The 17,785-nt window shown below is 30.3% G+C and carries 13 protein-coding genes and 3 tRNA genes; 2 read left to right on the top strand and 14 right to left on the bottom strand.

Features of this window, described 5'->3' with window-relative positions:
• Positions 1 to 78: 78 nt before the first annotated feature.
• The 8 genes from EDD60_RS00310 to EDD60_RS00280 form a co-directional block, all read right to left on the bottom strand.
• Positions 79 to 1,017, bottom strand: a complete 939-nt coding sequence (locus EDD60_RS00310; protein ID WP_066448537.1) for a Na/Pi cotransporter family protein — start codon at positions 1,015 to 1,017, stop codon at positions 79 to 81.
• Between the two features lie 108 nt (positions 1,018 to 1,125).
• The gene (locus EDD60_RS00305; protein WP_066448539.1) at positions 1,126 to 5,823 is read right to left on the bottom strand and encodes a discoidin domain-containing protein; all 4,698 of its coding nucleotides are present in this window, start codon (positions 5,821 to 5,823) and stop codon (positions 1,126 to 1,128) included.
• Positions 5,824 to 6,041: 218 nt separating this feature from the next.
• The gene (locus EDD60_RS00300) at positions 6,042 to 7,073 is read right to left on the bottom strand and encodes an AI-2E family transporter (RefSeq protein ID WP_132226104.1); all 1,032 of its coding nucleotides are present in this window, start codon (positions 7,071 to 7,073) and stop codon (positions 6,042 to 6,044) included.
• A 52-nt stretch (positions 7,074 to 7,125) separates the two neighbouring features.
• On the bottom strand, positions 7,126 to 7,263 hold the full coding sequence (locus tag EDD60_RS16010) for a hypothetical protein (protein ID WP_165973107.1): 138 nt from the start codon (positions 7,261 to 7,263) through the stop codon (positions 7,126 to 7,128).
• A gap of 42 nt (positions 7,264 to 7,305) precedes the next feature.
• A complete protein-coding gene (gene recD2, locus EDD60_RS00295; protein WP_132226103.1) occupies positions 7,306 to 9,498 on the bottom strand; it encodes an SF1B family DNA helicase RecD2 in 2,193 nt (730 codons plus the stop codon).
• Complete coding sequence (mnmA, locus tag EDD60_RS00290; protein WP_066448546.1) at positions 9,498 to 10,631, bottom strand: tRNA 2-thiouridine(34) synthase MnmA; 1,134 nt, start codon at positions 10,629 to 10,631, stop codon at positions 9,498 to 9,500. Before mnmA ends, recD2 begins: the two co-directional genes overlap by 1 nt.
• 102 nt (positions 10,632 to 10,733) lie before the next feature.
• Positions 10,734 to 11,654 carry an ROK family protein gene (locus tag EDD60_RS00285; protein WP_066448549.1) on the bottom strand — a complete coding sequence of 307 codons (921 nt, stop codon included), beginning with the start codon at positions 11,652 to 11,654 and terminating at the stop codon, positions 10,734 to 10,736.
• A 59-nt stretch (positions 11,655 to 11,713) separates the two neighbouring features.
• Positions 11,714 to 12,688, bottom strand: coding sequence for an RluA family pseudouridine synthase (locus EDD60_RS00280; RefSeq protein ID WP_066448640.1), 975 nt, complete (start codon positions 12,686 to 12,688; stop codon positions 11,714 to 11,716).
• Between the two features lie 236 nt (positions 12,689 to 12,924).
• Here EDD60_RS00280 and EDD60_RS00275 point away from each other — a divergent pair, with 236 nt between their 5' ends.
• On the top strand, positions 12,925 to 13,452 hold the full coding sequence (locus EDD60_RS00275) for an NUDIX hydrolase (RefSeq protein ID WP_066448550.1): 528 nt from the start codon (positions 12,925 to 12,927) through the stop codon (positions 13,450 to 13,452).
• Positions 13,453 to 13,530: 78 nt separating this feature from the next.
• On the opposite strand, the gene EDD60_RS00270 is transcribed toward EDD60_RS00275, so the two are convergent.
• The 4 genes from EDD60_RS00270 to EDD60_RS00255 form a co-directional block, all read right to left on the bottom strand.
• Positions 13,531 to 13,607: transfer RNA gene (locus EDD60_RS00270), tRNA-Asp, on the bottom strand.
• A gap of 30 nt (positions 13,608 to 13,637) precedes the next feature.
• Positions 13,638 to 13,728, bottom strand: a tRNA-Ser gene (locus EDD60_RS00265).
• 70 nt (positions 13,729 to 13,798) lie between these two features.
• Complete coding sequence (locus EDD60_RS00260) at positions 13,799 to 14,320, bottom strand: phosphatase PAP2 family protein (protein WP_066448553.1); 522 nt, start codon at positions 14,318 to 14,320, stop codon at positions 13,799 to 13,801.
• Positions 14,301 to 15,851 carry an HAD hydrolase-like protein gene (locus tag EDD60_RS00255; protein ID WP_066448555.1) on the bottom strand — a complete coding sequence of 517 codons (1,551 nt, stop codon included), beginning with the start codon at positions 15,849 to 15,851 and terminating at the stop codon, positions 14,301 to 14,303. The genes EDD60_RS00260 and EDD60_RS00255 overlap by 20 nt, the downstream gene beginning before the upstream one ends.
• A gap of 106 nt (positions 15,852 to 15,957) precedes the next feature.
• Here EDD60_RS00255 and EDD60_RS00250 point away from each other — a divergent pair.
• Positions 15,958 to 16,033 (top strand) — tRNA-Lys (locus tag EDD60_RS00250).
• Positions 16,034 to 16,173: 140 nt separating this feature from the next.
• Here the strand turns inward: EDD60_RS00250 and EDD60_RS00245 are convergent.
• Positions 16,174 to 16,899 carry a CPBP family intramembrane glutamic endopeptidase gene (locus tag EDD60_RS00245; protein WP_066448557.1) on the bottom strand — a complete coding sequence of 242 codons (726 nt, stop codon included), beginning with the start codon at positions 16,897 to 16,899 and terminating at the stop codon, positions 16,174 to 16,176.
• The gene (locus EDD60_RS00240) at positions 16,892 to 17,770 is read right to left on the bottom strand and encodes a DUF975 family protein (RefSeq protein ID WP_066448564.1); all 879 of its coding nucleotides are present in this window, start codon (positions 17,768 to 17,770) and stop codon (positions 16,892 to 16,894) included. Before EDD60_RS00240 ends, EDD60_RS00245 begins: the two co-directional genes overlap by 8 nt.
• Positions 17,771 to 17,785: the final 15 nt, after the last annotated feature.

Genomic DNA, 17,785 nt, shown 5'->3' with positions numbered 1-17,785 from the left:
TTGAAAGGGTTTACAATTTGATTTCATATTTTCTTTCATTTTCCTTTAAAAAAATAAAAATACTTTTCATCAGAAAATTTACTTTTTAGAAAATATCTTATCTATAAAATCAATAAAATATTGATCTACACATAAGACAATAAGAACTGTGATGACATTAAATAAAGTATGAAGATTCGCTAATTGATTCATGTAAGCATGAGGAGTTAAAGAAGCTATCAATGATAAAAAAGGTGTCATTTGACAAATAGCTACAAAAATAACAGTTCCAGCGATATTAAAAAGAATATGGAATAGAGTTAACTTCTTAGCATTTTGACAGCCCAATAAAGAAGCTAAAACTGCGGTGATGCAAGTTCCTATATTGAGTCCAAAAATCATATAAGCTCCTATTTCAAAATGTAATAAACCTTGCTTAGCTAGGGTTTGTAAGATTCCAAGAGCAGCTGAGGAACTTTGAATAATGGCTGTGAAAATTGCTCCAGCAAGGATTGCTAAGTAAGGTTGTGATAATGACGTCATAAAATTTAAAAAAGTGGCAGAATTTTGTAATGGTGATAAAGAAACTGCCATAAATTCTAAGCCCATAAATAAAATCCCTATTCCTCCAATAATTTTTCCTAAATGAACAAAAAAACGTGATGATAAAAAAACAATCATAATCACCCCTATAATCGCTAAAATAGGCGCAATCATTCCAATATTTAAGGCAATCATTTGACCCGTAATCGTCGTTCCAATATTGGCACCCATGACAACCCAAATTGCTCTTTTTAAATCAATGATCTTAGCATTTAAAAAGCCAATTAACATAACCGTTAAAGCTGATGAACTTTGAATCAAACATGTCATCAACATTCCTACAAAAACAGCTTTTATTTTATGATCAGTTAACTTTTTAATAACATATTCTAATTTATTCCCTGCACTTTCTTGAAGTCCTTCACTCATTAATTCCATCCCATATAAAAATAAAGCCAATCCGCCTAAAATTCCTAAAGCCCCTGATATATTCATTGTCCCACCTCAATAAAAGCATAGCAAAAAAGGTTAAAAGAAAATGTAATAATAAGACGACCAAAAAGAAAAAGGTAAGCTCATCACTTACCTTTTATCGAAGATTCCTCATTTATCTTCTTTACGTTTTCTCAATAAGTTGATACATCCTCCCAAACTTATCAAACTCATTAAAGCAAACAATTCTAAAGCATTTTGGTCACCTGTTTGAGGTTTTTGTTCAACTTCACCAGGATTTGGTTTTTGTTGATTATCTGGATTAGGCTTTACATCAATATCAGGCTTATCATCTGGATGAACTGGTTTCGTTTCTTTCTTCTCCAGTAATTGATAAGCTTTTTCTAATTGTTGTGATGCTTTTTCAACCTCACTTACTAATAGATAATCACTTGATAGAAGCTCTTTAACCTTTGTTAATTCTAATTTAAACTGATGAACTGAAGCTTCTTTATATAATGACCAATCTGTGGCTTCTACTTCGTTGAGACGTTTCATCAGTGCTTGATATTGTCCCTTATCACCGTTTACTGTTACTTTTATTTCTTTAGTATTGGCTGTTTCATCATTTTTGCTTACTGTAATAACAAGATAAACATCTACATCTTCTACTGGTTGATGAACTTGACCATTCTTAGAAATAATCTTTTCATTATCAGTACTAAAGATACTTAATTCATAACCTTCAAATTCAGGTAATTTGACTTGACCATTTTCAATAGTTAAAGAAGTTAATTCATTGATAATCTTACGTATATTATCTTTAACAACTGTAACTTCTTGAGTCACTTTTTGTCCATTAACATGTGCTGTAATAGTTGTTGTTCCTATTCCAACTGCAATCATTTGATTATTTTTACATACAATGACATTTTCATTATCAGAAGTAAACATAGCTTCTTGATAAGTTGCATCTTCAGGAGTGACTTTGACTTTTAAAGCAGCTGTTTCACCTAAATATAATTCATTCAATACATCATTAAATTCTATCTTTGTTGCATCTTTCAATTGTGAATTATCATACACTTCTAATTCATAAATTGAATATCCATAAATTGTTTCTGGTATTAAACAATGAATCTTAACATAACGTGCTTGTATTAAATCAAATGTCACATCATCCATCAATTGAGTATGACTCATATCTTTCATTTCTTTAATTGTCTTAAAAGTCTGACCATCATTAGAAACTTCGATATTATAATTCTTAGCTCTAGCAGCTTCCCAATAAATTTTAACATTATTAATATCTGTAATTTCTCCTAAATCAACAGTGATATATTCTTCTTTAATATTTTCTCCATCATGTGAAACCCAACGTGTTTCATAATCACCATCCATAGCAAGTGCTTTTGTTGAATCACTAGTCCATTGATTTGTATCACTAGAAGCAGTTGTTTCTTTCTTGAATGCCTTGTTTTCCCCAAGAACATTCACAACACAACTTGCATAGATTTCATCATTATACTTAGCATAAACACTTGTACTACCAACTGCATGTCCACTTAATAAGCCAGCTTCATCAACAGTAACAATGTCTTTATTGTTGCTTACCCATTTGATTTGTTCTTTTGCATATAATGGTGCAAACTTAGCATTTAATTGAACTGTTCTTCCTACATTTAAAGAAACTTCTTTTTGATCAATAGACAAATCAATGACTTTTAAAGTTTCATCTGCTTGATAGTCAATTTGAGCTTTACCAATCATTGGACAGAAAATAGAATCATCATTTTTAATTTCCAGTTTCACAAAATTAATATTTTTTCCTAAATCTTTCGTTGCTACTTTAAAACAATGGAAAGTTGAACCTGATGCAGCCACACCTGCATCTGAAATTGTCTTTGTGACTTTTTGGTATACCAAACCATCTGTAGATGTATAAATATCGACAGAGTCATCACTTAATTGTCCATTTTTATAAACATCAAATACAGCCTTTTCAATATGACTTAAAGCATAAACAATACTTTGTTGACTATCAGATAATCTTTTAATTCTACTTGTATCAGTGAAGTTAGAAGAAGCCTTATCATCGAAAGTAAAATCTCCATGTTGATACATTTTATCAAAATTCTCAATTTCATCTACAAAATATCCATCTTTTATCGTAAGCTTAGCATATCCTGATACTTTTGTATTTTTTGCTGTCGCTTCAACAATAACATGACCAGCTTTTTTAGATGTTAAAATACCATTTTCATCTATTTGAGCCTTGTCACTTAATTTCCCATCTATATCTTTAACTTGCCAAATAACATCTTGTGCATTTGTGCTTGGTAATACTTTGGCTTGGAATGCCAATGTTTCATCAATCCCAATAATATCTTTGGTTGTATTGACTTTTACGCTAGATATTTCATTATCTTCGCTTGTTCCATACATGATTTTACCACCAGCATATTGTGGATCATAATCTTCAAAACCAATACTTTTCATGACAATTCTTAAATACTGATATGTATCTTCTTTTAATGGTGCTGTTGGTGTCACTTTAAATTCTCGCCAATTAGATTTGAGTTTTCTAATATATGCAAAATCACTTTCAACAGCTTCATAATTTTTACCATCAGTAGATACTTCAATGACAAAGTTGCCTGATTCTTTCACTTCATCATGTAAAGAATACATCATAAATTCGTAATTATTTAATTGTGGAACTTGATAAACAACAGTACATGGTGTTGTGTAATCATATGTTGCACGTTTGATTGTTTTATTTCCATCAAAATTACCAGGATTACCATCAACAATCATACTATTATATTCTTTAGCTACCCCATCACTACCAATTGAAGCTAAATTATCAATAATTGTTCCACCACTTGTACTTTCTAATAAGACTTCACTTGTTATTTCTGGTTTTCCTTTTATATTTGCTACGACTTTAAAGATACCATATTCTAATGCTTTGACTTTTCCATCAGCGCTGATTTTGGCTTTAGTGGTAGGATTCCCAAAATAATCAGTCACTTTCCATTCAACTTCATATTGACTTTCAGATGGATATCCTTTCGCAATCATTTGAACTTCTTTATTTAACATGATCGTCTTATTACCATTACTTGTATCAATTTTTAATTTTTCAACTTCAGGTAATCTTCCAGTTGTAAAATCAATTGGATGACTTTCACCCTCATATCCTAAAGTTGTTAAAATCGTACAAGAATTAGCTGGTAAAGTGATTATAACACCTTTTGACAAATCAGCATCTTTTAAAGTTTGATAAGGTAAAAGCTGTCCTTTAGCATTTTGTGGACGTGTTTGTCCATCAATTTTTCCATCATAATAAAGATATTGATTTAAAGAAGCTTTTTCAATAACATTAGGTACATTCAAAGTCACAGTTCTTTCCTCATTAGAACTGTTAACAGCAGCAATACTTAAATCATTTTGCTTGTCTCCATGTGGGATAATTGCAGCCGTTGTACGTAATCTTGAAATATCACTATCCGATGCCGCAATAACTTTTGAACCTTCTGGGAAATAACGACACAACATTGACCAAGTATAATACCAAGGGCGTAATTGTTCATCACTTGCCTTGACATTATTCAATGTTCCATCTTCATAACCAGCCGCTTTATTTTGGGCGGCCATTTCCTCTCCAAGCTCATTCCAAAATCCCCAGATTTTAACATTATTATCAATTTTCACATCACCGGTTGGTGTATGGACTTGATAATGACGACCTTCTTCTGTCTTGGCAGCTGGACCATATTGATCTTTATAATCATTAACAACATCATTGGATTGAATATGCATACTATCTTCAAATCCCCAACCACTACCAAACTTCAAGCCAGCACGCATCGCTTGAATTGACATATCAAATACTTCTACACCATATTGATATGTACGGTTTCTTATCTGTTGATCATTATTTGTTTTACCAGTACTAATACCCATTTCACCTAATGCAAAACCTTTAGCTTTTCCATTTGGATCAGCAGCTTCAACTTTCTCTCTTAACTTGGTTAAAGTATCTTCCACTTCGCCATTATACACTTGATCATTACTTGCATACCAATGGATTTCATGGAGTCCAATACTGTCTCTAAGCTCCTCACTTGTTGTCTTATCTAACCAACCTTCCCAACCTGAATAAACATCAGGACCAACAATTTTAATATCTTTGATTAATTTATTTTGACTCGCATCAATTGTTTTTCTTAACGTCTTAATAGCTCGCACCCAACGTTGTTTTGAAGCTTCACTTCCCCCATCACGATATTGAGGTTCATTTGTCATATTATAATAACGGATACAAGTATAACCTTTATCAATAGTTAAATAATTTAAAACATCAACAATCATATCAGACCAAGTTTGACTATCCCAATCTAAAGTCTTACCATACTCATCAAATGATAAATAACCACGATCACTAGGTGAATTCCATTCTCCTATCATGATTGGAATATTATTTTCTTGAGCAAAATCTAAAATTTTATATAATCTTTTCATGAAAATACTATCCCAATTATAGATTGGCTTCTGATTCTCATCAAAACCAATACAATAACTATCTGCATCATGAATCATCACACGCATCATATTAGGTTTTAAAAATCTTGCTTTTTCAGTGAATGAAGCCCATTGTTCATCTGTATAAGTATACAGATCACTTGGATCCCATTGTATCCCAAAGCCCTCAAAATCATTTGTTAATACATGATCACTATTGATACTTATTGTTGCATCAATAGCACGATCATCTCCAATAGCTTTTACTGTGTAGATACCAGAATTGGCAACCATAGAAAAAGCTAAAAGTGATAAAAAAACACTCTTTAATTTTACTCCCATCTTCATCTTCTCCTCTATTTTTATCATTGATTCATGTTTATAAAATGTTTTAACCTCCTTCTTATAAAAATATTCTAACTATAGTTTATGAACAAGAAGCAAAAATGTAAACCCTTACATATAAAAATGTTTTGACTTTTCATTTTTTCTTATATTCTTATCCATTTTATGAAAGAATGTTTCAATCAAAATAAAAAATAACAATACTTTGGATATTGTTATTCTTTCATTACAATTGAATAAACCTTAGAAAAAACACGTAATTCTTTTAATAATCCCAACAACAAAACTGTATATGATAAAAATAAAGGTGAAAAGATCATTCCCACAACTCCAAATAGATCACCAAAGAACGTCAAGGCAATAAATAAAGCAATGGGATGAAGTTTAATACATTTAGAAAAAAGATAAGGTTGTAAATAAGAGGATTCTAAATATTGTAAAACAATAACACTCATAAAAGCCGCATAACCTAACTCAGGATTAATAAAGTATTCATAAATAACAACTGGTATCCCACCAATATAAGGTCCAATATAGGGAATAAGATTGGTAATAGCTAAAAACAAAGCAATCCAGACAGCTAAACTTTCATCAATAAAAAAGAAAGGAATTAAACACATAAAAAAGAAAAAGCCAAAATCTAAAACCATTGATTTCATAAATTGATAAGTAATCAGTTTTAATTTCTTTAAGGTTTGCATACATATTCCTTGTTTATCAAAAGGAAGATAAATGATAAGCTTTTCAATTAAGTGTAAGTTATCATAAGACAAATAAAAAGATATCCCCATCGCAAGTAAAATATTTGTAACCCAATACAAAACAGATTGTGTCCAGCCATTTAATATATTCATTAAATAATCAATCACTTGATATTGTTCTAGAAATTGAATAATAGTAGAAAAGATAGGATTTAATTTTAAGTTTCCTTGACAAAATTGGTTATAAAATCGTAAACATTGATTCAAAATATAAGGAGCTACAAAATAACAACCAATAATAAATAGAAGTGTTAATGATAAATAAATATGAACAACAACGATCTTACGTTGTAATCTTTCACTACTAAAATAATTAATAATCGGGTCCAATAAAAAATGAAAAAAGAGTGCAATCATTAAAGGAAAAAACAGATTGAAAATATAACATAATAAATTTCCTATCTGAAACAATGTAAAAACATAGTATAACAAAATTGCACATATACTAAAGATAATAATATTTTTTGCAAGTATAACTTTATTCATAATATGACCCCTTTTTGTAAAGAAAAGGACTACTATGAGTCCTTTGTACTTCTTAAAGTTGATCTTTGATAGCCTTTTTAGCTTTATGAACTGAATGTTCAATATCGTCAGCACAAGGCATATCACTCATCATAATCATTGCCGCAGCAACAATTCCAGCTGAGAAAAAAGCAACTGCTAATTTAGACATATTGTCTCACTCCTTCAAAAGTACATTTATAGTATGTCCATATTACATAAAATCATACGGTGAAAGTGTAGGAGTATCGAGCATTTTTTCTTTTAAAGTTGTTCTTCTTTTCTCATCATGGTTATTTGCTATGCCATATTGAAATGATTGATGATTTCCAATCACAAAAAGTGATTGCTTTGCACGAGTCAAACCTGTATAAATTAAATTTTTTCTTAACATAATATAATAATCTTTTAAAACTGGCATAATGACAATTTTAAATTCATTTCCTTGGGATTTATGAATACTCATACAATAAGCATGGGTAATTGTATAAAAATCATTGGCTGTATATTCTACATAAGTCCCATCAAAATCAACAATCAGAGTATCTGTAAGATATTCAAAATTATCTTTATAACAAATTTCTACTAATGTCCCAATATCGCCATTAAAAACATTATCTTCAATTCTATTCTTTAATTGTAAAATCTTATCACCTTCACGATAAATACGTTTTCCAACACGTAATTCATTTTTAAATTCATCATGAGGATTTAATAAATCTTGTAAACAGTCATTCAATGCATCAATTCCGGCAACACCATTATACATTGGAGCAAGAACTTGGATATCATTTGCATCATAGCCTTCTTTCATTGCTTTTGAAACAAGAACTTGAACATATTTCACAACATCATAAGAAGCACATGTTTGAAAATGAATATCTTTATATTCAAAAAACAAATTCTCATCATATTGATCATTACGAATACTATGTGCTAATTGTACAATTCCACTTTCTTGGGATTGACGATAAATACGATTTAAACGAACCGTTGGAACCATTTCACAATCTAATAAATCTTTTAAAACATGTCCAGGTGCAACTGATGGTAATTGTTGATCATCACCAATTAATAATATTTTACTAACTTTACGAGATGCCGATAATAAATTTGAAAATAACAATGTATCAACCATAGAAAATTCATCAATCACTAATAAATCAACATCTAGTGGATTTTGGGCATTGATTGCAAAAGTATTGGTATGTAAATCCCATTTTAATAAACGATGAATGGTACAAGCTTCTAATCCCGTTACTTCACTTAAACGTTTAGCTGCTCTACCGGTTGGTGCCACCAATGCTATACTTTGGTCAGGATTTAATTTGATATATAATTTCATAATTGCTTCAACAATTGTCGTTTTTCCAGTTCCTGGTCCACCTGTTAAAATCATTGCAGATTGTTTTAAAAATAAATGAATTGCTTCTTTTTGTAAATCATCATACTCAATAGATAATTGTTGTTGAAGATCATTTAATAATTGTTCAACTTCTTCATCTTCATATTGATATAACGGTGCATCAATAAAACGTTTAAAAGTTTGACATATTGTAACTTCACTTTCATATAAATCATAAGGATAATATTTTTCAACATCCTGAATAATTTTCTTTTCTTCTAATAATTGATCTAAATAATCATCAAATTGTTCATAAGATATTGCAGGTATATAACGATGAAATCTTTTAAAAATAATATCATGTTCATGGAAAGTACTTCCATCTTGAAAACAGGCTTCTTTTAAGGCATAAAGGATAGCTGCTTTTATACGATTTTCATCAAGTGGGTCAACCCCTATTTTTAACGCTAAATCATCAGCCGTCTTAAAACCAATTCCATCAATATCATCGATAAGCTGATAAGGATTATTTTGTAAAATATCTAAAGTATGTTCTTGATAAACAGCTTGAATTAATGCTAAGTGTTTTGTACTAATTCCATGTCCCATAAAAAAGGAAAGAACTTCTTGATCAAAATCCTGAGATGATAAAACTTCAGCAATCGTCTCACGTTTTTTTTCATTCATACCTCTGACTTGATCTAAAACATGTTTATCTTCTTTAATCTTATTTAATGCATCTTTTCCTAATGTTTCAACAATTGCAGTGGCTTGTTTTTCACCTATGCCTTTAAAAAGCGAACTAGATAAATAGCGAATGATTTCACTCTCATCATCCGCCAATATAATCTCATAGGATTGAATTTGAAATTGTTTCCCATATTTAGGATGGATAATATAATCCCCCTGAAAATGATATTTATCTTGGGGATTAACATAACTCATATATCCAGTTGCTAAAATCGGTTTATCTTCTTGTTCGCTATCAATGACACAAACAATAAATTTTGTCTCCTCACTATAAAAACGAACTTGTTTAATAATCCCCGTATATTCTAACATTATAGATATGTAATCTCCTTATTATCCTTATACACTTTTTCAATTGTTCCGCCACCTAAACAAACATCACCTTGATAAAAGACTGCAGCTTGTCCTGGAGTCACTGCTTTAATTGGTTTTTTAAATGTCACATAAATTGTTGTCTCATCGACAAAATGAATCGAAACATCATTATCCGGTTGACGATATCTAAATTTTGCGGTGCAATCATATTCTTCTGTAGGCTTATCATTTGAAATCCAGTTCACATCAGTAATTAATGCCCCATCACTCATCAACCAATCATTTTGGTCACCTTGACACACATATAAAATATTTTGATCGTATTCTTTTCCTACAACAAACCAAGCATCACCAGGTCCACCAATATTAAGTCCTTTTCTTTGACCAATCGTATAATACATAATTCCCTGATGTTCTCCAACAACTTTTCCTGATTCAATATCCACCATTTTTCCTGACTTTGCTGGAATATAGTTTTTCAAAAATTCTCTAAAATCTCTTTCACCAATAAAACAAATACCTGTGCTATCTTTTTTATGCGCAACTGGTAAATTAAGATCTTCGGCAATTTTTCTTACTTCTGGTTTTGTTAATTCACCAATTGGAAATAATGAAGCTTGTAACTGGCTTTGGTTTAATTGACATAAGAAATATGTTTGATCTTTATTATTATCAACACCTCTTAACATCACTGAATCTTCATCTGGATGATGTTCTACTCTGGCATAATGTCCAGTCGCTATAAAATCAGCATCAATTGATTTTGCATAATCTAAAAAAGCTTTAAATTTAATATGTTTATTACATAAAATATCTGGATTAGGTGTTCTTCCTTTAGCATATTCTTCTAAGAAATATGTAAAAACATGATCCCAATATTCTTTGATAAAATCAACACGGCGAAGTTCAATACCTAAATGTTGAGCAACTTTTTTAGCATCATTGTAATCTTCTTCTTGAGGGCAAATGTCATTATCATTCGTAGGATTCCCTAAAATATCATTATTAAGAGTGGAGTCCCAATTACGCATAAATACGCCAATGACCTCATATCCCTGTTCTTTTAATACATAAGCAGCAACTGCACTATCCACACCACCACTTAATCCTAATACAACTCTTTTTTTCATAAAGACCCTCCTTATTTTGCCCTTTTATTCTATCACTTTCTTTATCTATTATAAAGAAAAAGATTTATTTCTATATTATAGTCATAAATCTTTTTATCAGCATTATTTTAATTTAGACATTGGAAGCATAGCTGCACCAATTGCCCCACAATCTTCTAATTCAGTTTCAAGCAATGGGATATATCCTCTCATACCAACATGAATCTTAGAATTAAATTGTTCAACTAATTTGTCATAGAAATATCTCTTAGATTTCATAACTCCACCACCGATGATAAAGCAATGTGGATCAACAGTATGAGCAATATTCGCAAACATTGTTGCAAGTTCACTAATACATTCATCAACAATACCTTGAGCTTTAATGTCTCCTTCATCAGCTAATCTAAAGACATCACCAGCATGTGCAACTTTATCTTCACCTAAGATTTCTTTTCCTTTACGAGTAATTGCTGTCCCACTAGCTTCACCTTCAACAGCACCAGGGTTTAAACCACCAAATTTATAACCATTGTTTTTCACAATGATATTTCCAATTTCACCAGCATGACCTCTACCACCAGAAACAAGTTGACCATTGACAATAAATGCTCCACCAATTCCTGTTGAAATTGTCACATAATAACAAGTTGGTTTCCCTTTACCAGCCCCAAGTAAGGCTTCAGCGAGTCCAGCAACATTCGCATCATTATCAATAAAAACTGGTAAATTGAAACGGCTAGATAATTTTTCACAAATTGGATAGTTTTCAAAACCAGGTAAATTTGTAGCCATGATCATAACTCCATGTTCAGTATCAACTGGTCCTGGTACACCAATTCCAATTCCTTGTACATTTTCTAATCCACCACAAACTGAGCAATCTAAGCTTTCAATTTGACGGATAATTTTTGAACAAACATAATCAGGACCATTATCTCTTTCTGTTGCATCCTTCACTTCACTATAAGATTTACCAGTTTCATCAACTAATAAAGTACGAACATTTGTTCCGCCTAAATCAATTCCTATATAGTATTTCATTTATGTTTTCCTCCCTTATGTTAAGATTATTATACAATAAAAACAGCCATTTTCATAGGTCATTTTTCATTAAAGATTTGTTTTTTTATTTTTAATAAATTTTGTGGTAAAGGACAAGTGATTTTATAATCTTGTAGATATTTTAAACAACCAATTGGTTTAACAAATTGAATTTGATAAGCATGAAGAAATTGATAATTCAGATGATATTGTTTTTTTATTTTTTTATTCAATTCAAAATCTCCATATTTACTATCTCCAATAATAGGATGATGCACACTGGATAAATGAATACGTATTTGATGCGTTCTTCCAGTAATCAGTTTAACTTTTAATAATGAGTATTCTTGATTTGATTTAACATTTTCAACAATAGTATGCATCTTAAGAGCCCCAGGAGTATTTTGACTAACAATTCTAGCAAGTGACTGATCACTATCTTTTTTCATATAACCAATCAATTCATCTGAAGGCATATATCCTTTGCAAATTGTTAAATATGTTTTTTCTATACAATGTCTTTTTTTCATCATTTCATTTAAATCTTGTAAAGCTCGCATAGTTTTACCAAATATCACAATGCCACTCGTATTTCGATCTAATCGATGAACAGGTCCAGGAGTAAAACCTAAAGAAGCTTGAGAATCATATTCCCCTTTTTGATAAAGATATGTTAAAACTTGATTTGCTAATGTATTCATTCCTTCATTTATATCTTCATGAACCAAAAGTCCAGCTGGTTTACCAACTACTAAAATATTTTCATCTTCAAATAAGACTTCAAATTCTATTTTTAAATCAAAAATTGTTTGAGGTTTTGTATACTCTTGAAATTTATCTTCATACAAAAAAAGTTCCACAACATCTTGATTTTGTAAAATATAATTTTCTTTGACCTTCACACCATTGACTTTAACATCTTTTTTTCTAAGCATTTTATAAATCAATTGTGAAGGAGCCTGACATAATAACTTTTTTAAATATTTATCTATTCTTTGATTAGCATGATTTTCATCTATGACTATTTTTTTCATTTTCATCACCGCCTCTTATTATAACGAAATTTCATTAAAAAATATACCATTTTTATCTGAAAGCCTTTACAATGTGTGAAATTTTGATATAATAAAGTTGTTAAGTGGTATTCACTTAATCGTACCCCCCCTATTATCACCCTAACGTGTAAATAATAGAGAGAATAAGAAAGTATGCTCCCCCGCGTACTTTCTTTTCTTTTTTTGTGCTATAATAAAGACAAGGAGTTGAAAAAATGGAAAAAGAATTAAATAGAGAAGTGATTTATGATGGAAAAATTATGCAGGTCACTCGTGAAGAAGTTGAATTAGAAGATGGAAATCATGCTTTTAGAGAAGTTGTCTATCATCATGGTGGTGTTTGTGTTCTTGCAGTGGAAAATCATCAAATTTTACTAGTTAAACAATTTAGATATCCTAATCGTGTTAACACATTAGAAATTCCTGCTGGAAAACTAGAAAAAGATGAAGATACCAAAGAATGTGCATTTCGTGAATTAGAAGAAGAAACAAATTGCCGTGCTCAAGACATGAAATTTATTATGAAAGTTCTTCCTTCACCAGGATATACAAGTGAATGGTTATATTTGTATGAAGCGGTTGATTTTAAAGAAGTTGATGATTCACTTGATTGTGATGATGATGAATTTATTGATGTTGTGAAGATGGATCTTCATGAAGCTTATCAGAAAGTTCTATCTGGTGAAATTGTTGATGCCAAAACAGTGATTGCGATTATGTATGCAGTTCAACAAAACAAATAAAGCCCTTTGTTTTTCACAAAGGACTTTTTTGATAGAAACAAAAAAAGTTATCCACTAGGATAACTCTATTTTATATATTGGCGGTCTGGACGGGACTCGAACCCGCGACCTCCGCCGTGACAGGGCGGCATTCTAACCAACTGAACTACCAGACCAATATATATAAACTGCCAAGGGCAACACTATGGCGGAGACAGAGGGATTTGAACCCTCGCGCCAGTTTCCCGACCTACACCCTTAGCAGGGGCGCCTCTTCAGCCTCTTGAGTATGTCTCCATCAGTTGCCTAAATATAATAGCATATATTTTTTTTAATTTCAATACATTTTTAAAATTTTTTTAAATTATTATAAACAGCATACAACAATTCCAATAACCGTCCCCAATATCATTCCAAAAATAACATCACTTAAATAATGAACAAAAAGATATAATCTTGAAAAAGCTGTCAGTATCGCATAGATAAAGCCAATAATCCCTAACATAGGATTAAAAAACATCATCACTGTACAACATGCAAAAGAAGATGTTGTATGTCCTGAAGGAAATGATAAATCACTAGGTATAGGAATTAATATTTTTACATCAGGATATTGATGACAAGGACGTTTTCTTCGTACAATAGACTTAATTGTTACCTGACCAATAATTGTTGCTGCAATAAGTGCTATAAGCATATGAATCGACATAGAACGCGTCTCATCAATCATATTTGTAATTAAGATAACAATTAACCAACTCATGCCAAAATCACCACATGAGCTGATAAACATCATCAAATCATTAAAAAAGCGATGATGGTAATATTGAGTCATAGAAAAAGCAAAACGGACATCATATTCTTTTATTTTATTCAGGAAGGCTTTCATCATCTAAACTCCTTTTGATCATATGAACAATACCTTTTATAATAGCAATAATAATTGTTTGAAAGATAAATAAATTTAATAACAAAACACCATCAATTGATAACATTGTATTTGATTGACTATATTGTTGATAACTTGGAATAAAACTTATAAATGTATGTAGAAAATCCAATATACCTTCAAAAATCATATTAACAAATGAATGATAAGCTTGAAAAACAACATGGATAGTGTGAAAAATACCTTGATCCATTTCAAATTGATGGATAAATGTAATATAGACAATAATTCCTGCAAATAAAACTAAAAATGAAATAGCAAATATATAAATAATATTTAAAAAGACTTCAAACACTGGTGAAGATTTTTCTTCTTCATTATTTTCTATAATTTCTTCAATTTGTTCACTTTGTTTAGCAACTTCAAGAATTGGTTGAGATTCATCTTTTTGAGATGAAGAAAAATTAATCTGTTGTAAAAGTTCAGTCAATTCTATTTCTTCCTCTTTATCTAATGGAGATATATGAATTTCTTCGGCCTTTTTTTCAACAACCTCATTACTCATTTCTTCTTGTATTTCTTCTTCATCAGTTAAAGAAAACAATTCAGATTTTGATATTTCTTGTGTTTCATCATCAAAATGAAATCTTTTTCTCATAGGTGTTTGATTTAAAAGAACACTTCCGTCTTTAATACTTTGTTCATTAAGTTGGGAAATATGATAAGCATAAGTTTGATTGACAAGATCTACTATTTGTTGATCATCATGATACTTTTCCTTTAATTCATCCTTGACCTGTGTTAGTTCCTCAGACGTCATATCAGAACTCATTCCCAAGATTGGTGAATAGATTTCAGCCTCATCATATTGATCAAATAACAATGTATTTAATACTTCAAAAAGATTATGAACTATCTTATAAGATGTTTCTTTTTCATATGTATCTGCTTCAACTAAATCTTCACAATAAATAATATTAAATCGCATTTTAGAGGCTGCTTCATTTAAAGCAGCAAAAGATGAAATTAATAAAACTTCATTATTTTTTACATGAAAATGATTAAGCGTTGTCTCTAAAATATCAGTTGAAGGAAGTGGACTACTTACAGCATCACTTCCAATAATAAAATGAACTTTATGATATATTTTTGCTAGTTTTAAATATTGAGCTGCATCTTTAGTACGATGAGTGGATATTATCGCAATTGGTATTTCTTTTTGGTGGAGATATTCTAAAAGCTCAAGGAAGCCTTCTTTAGGCTCTATTCCTTTATAATTTAAGTATTGAGAAAGTTCTCTTTCTATTTTTGAATTTAAAGGACCAGCATCTAATTTATTCGTTAATGGAAGATCTTTATACATATCATACATGCTTGATAAATGTGGATAAAAATCTTGAACACCAAATGGTATCTTTTTATGATCACATAAATGATGATAATAATTATAACGAAATCTATTTAAATCAAATACAGTCCCATCTAATGGAATTATAGCGAGCTTAATATGATTAATTGACTGTCTATACATATTTCCACCACCCCTGTCTCATATTATAACAAACTTTATTGCAATATTCCATTTAAAATCACTTGATTTTTTTGTAAGTTTAGTGTATTATATATTCGTTGACGAACTCTCCTTAGCTCAGTTGGCAGAGCATCTGACTCTTAATCAGAGGGTCCACGGTTCGAGCCCGTGAGGGGAGACCAATGAAAAGATACCGAAAAGGATTGATTTAATCAATATTTTCGGTTTTTTTATTTTTTAATTAATTCATATAAATATCATGTTTATATAAGAACATTAGACCATCAATAAAAAAGATTAGCTCATCACTTTGCTAATCTTTTTAAATCATCATTAATATAACTGAAATAAAATTATTACTCATATGTGCTAGAATCGGAACATAGATATTGTTCTTTTTTTCATATAAATAACTTAATACAAATCCCATAAAGAAATAAGAAAAGATTTGTACCCATTCTGAAATATTTCCCGATAAAATAGCCATCATAACATGTATAAAACCAAAGATGAAAGCAGATATAAAATGTGCAAATTTAGGACTTAATTCATATAACCAGCCAAAAACAATTCCTCTAAATATCATTTCCTCTAAGATTGGTGCAAAAAATATTGTTGTAATCGCCATGAGTAAGGGATGAACATTCATAATAGTTTCAATCATTTGTTGATTTTCACTATTTGATGAACCACCTAGCATAAGAGTAATCATACCACCTAGAATGCCTACTACATAAATAAGTGCTGTTCCAATTAATGCTCCATAAATAACATTATCCTTGAGATTCTTTTTAAAATCCTTCCATTGCTCAATCATTGTATCTTTCATAATCCAACCAACAAGAATTAACATAACACTATCAACTAGGAAATTTAAATAAGTATTAAGCGTTATATAATCCCATTGAAAAGAAAATTGTATAACTAAAAACTTAAGTATAGCTGTTCCAATAACTGAACTACAATAAAAATATAATGGTACGATAATGAGTAGAAACATCCACTTGATTTGTAGTGAGATTTTTCTTGAAAAATATTGATTAAACATTTGTATTCTCTCCAGTATTTGATTGATATGTGTTATTTTCATAACGATAGTAAGCAATTTCTTCAAAGAAGATTGCCTGTGATAAATGATAACGTGGTAAATACGTATAAATAGCCGCTAATCCACCTAAAATAGATGCGATTAAGGATCCAATTACTGGAATAAATGCAAGCAAATTAATAAGAATTGATTGAATGACAATAATTAAAATCATCCATCCTAAGAAAGATAATTGTAATTTAATCAGTTCCCAAACATGACCTTTCATAAATTGAATAGACTCTTTTAATGATTGTGTCGCACTCATATGATACTGTTCTAATAAGTATGGCATCGCAAATAAATAAGATGATACAATCACTATAGCAATAGCAACCAACACTAAAAATAACCCTATAAAAATAATTAATGAAGGTGTATGCTGAATAGCAGCAAGAGCTAATGCAGCTGCATTGCTTTGATTAACTGCAGCATCCACAATATACCTTGCAGCATTTATAATTGTAAAACTTAATAAAAGAACCAAAATCATTCCTGCAGCAGCCGAGATTGCCCATACAATAACATTTGATAAGAAATATGTAGCAAATAGTTCTTTAAATCTTTTAAATCCAACAAAAGCATCATCGTCACTTAATGCCTGTGATTGATTTCTTACCATTTTCAATGAGCTAACAATATAACCATGATGAAATGGTAAAAATATAATAATCATTGCGTAATAAACTAATATCGCTAGAAAATTACTATTCCCAGAAAATAGACTTGGAATTAAACCAACTAATAATATAATCGTCAAAATACGAATATATTCAGATTTATTTGTTAATAAAATTTCATTTGCTCGATTTTTAATACTTGATAATTTCATTCATTTCACTCCTTA

The sequence above is a fragment of the Longibaculum muris genome (genome assembly GCF_004343035.1).
Classification (GTDB): domain Bacteria; phylum Bacillota_I; class Bacilli_A; order Erysipelotrichales; family Coprobacillaceae; genus Longibaculum; species Longibaculum muris.
Note: the sequence above shows the minus strand (reverse complement) of the source record. Positions and strands in the feature narration are given on the sequence as shown.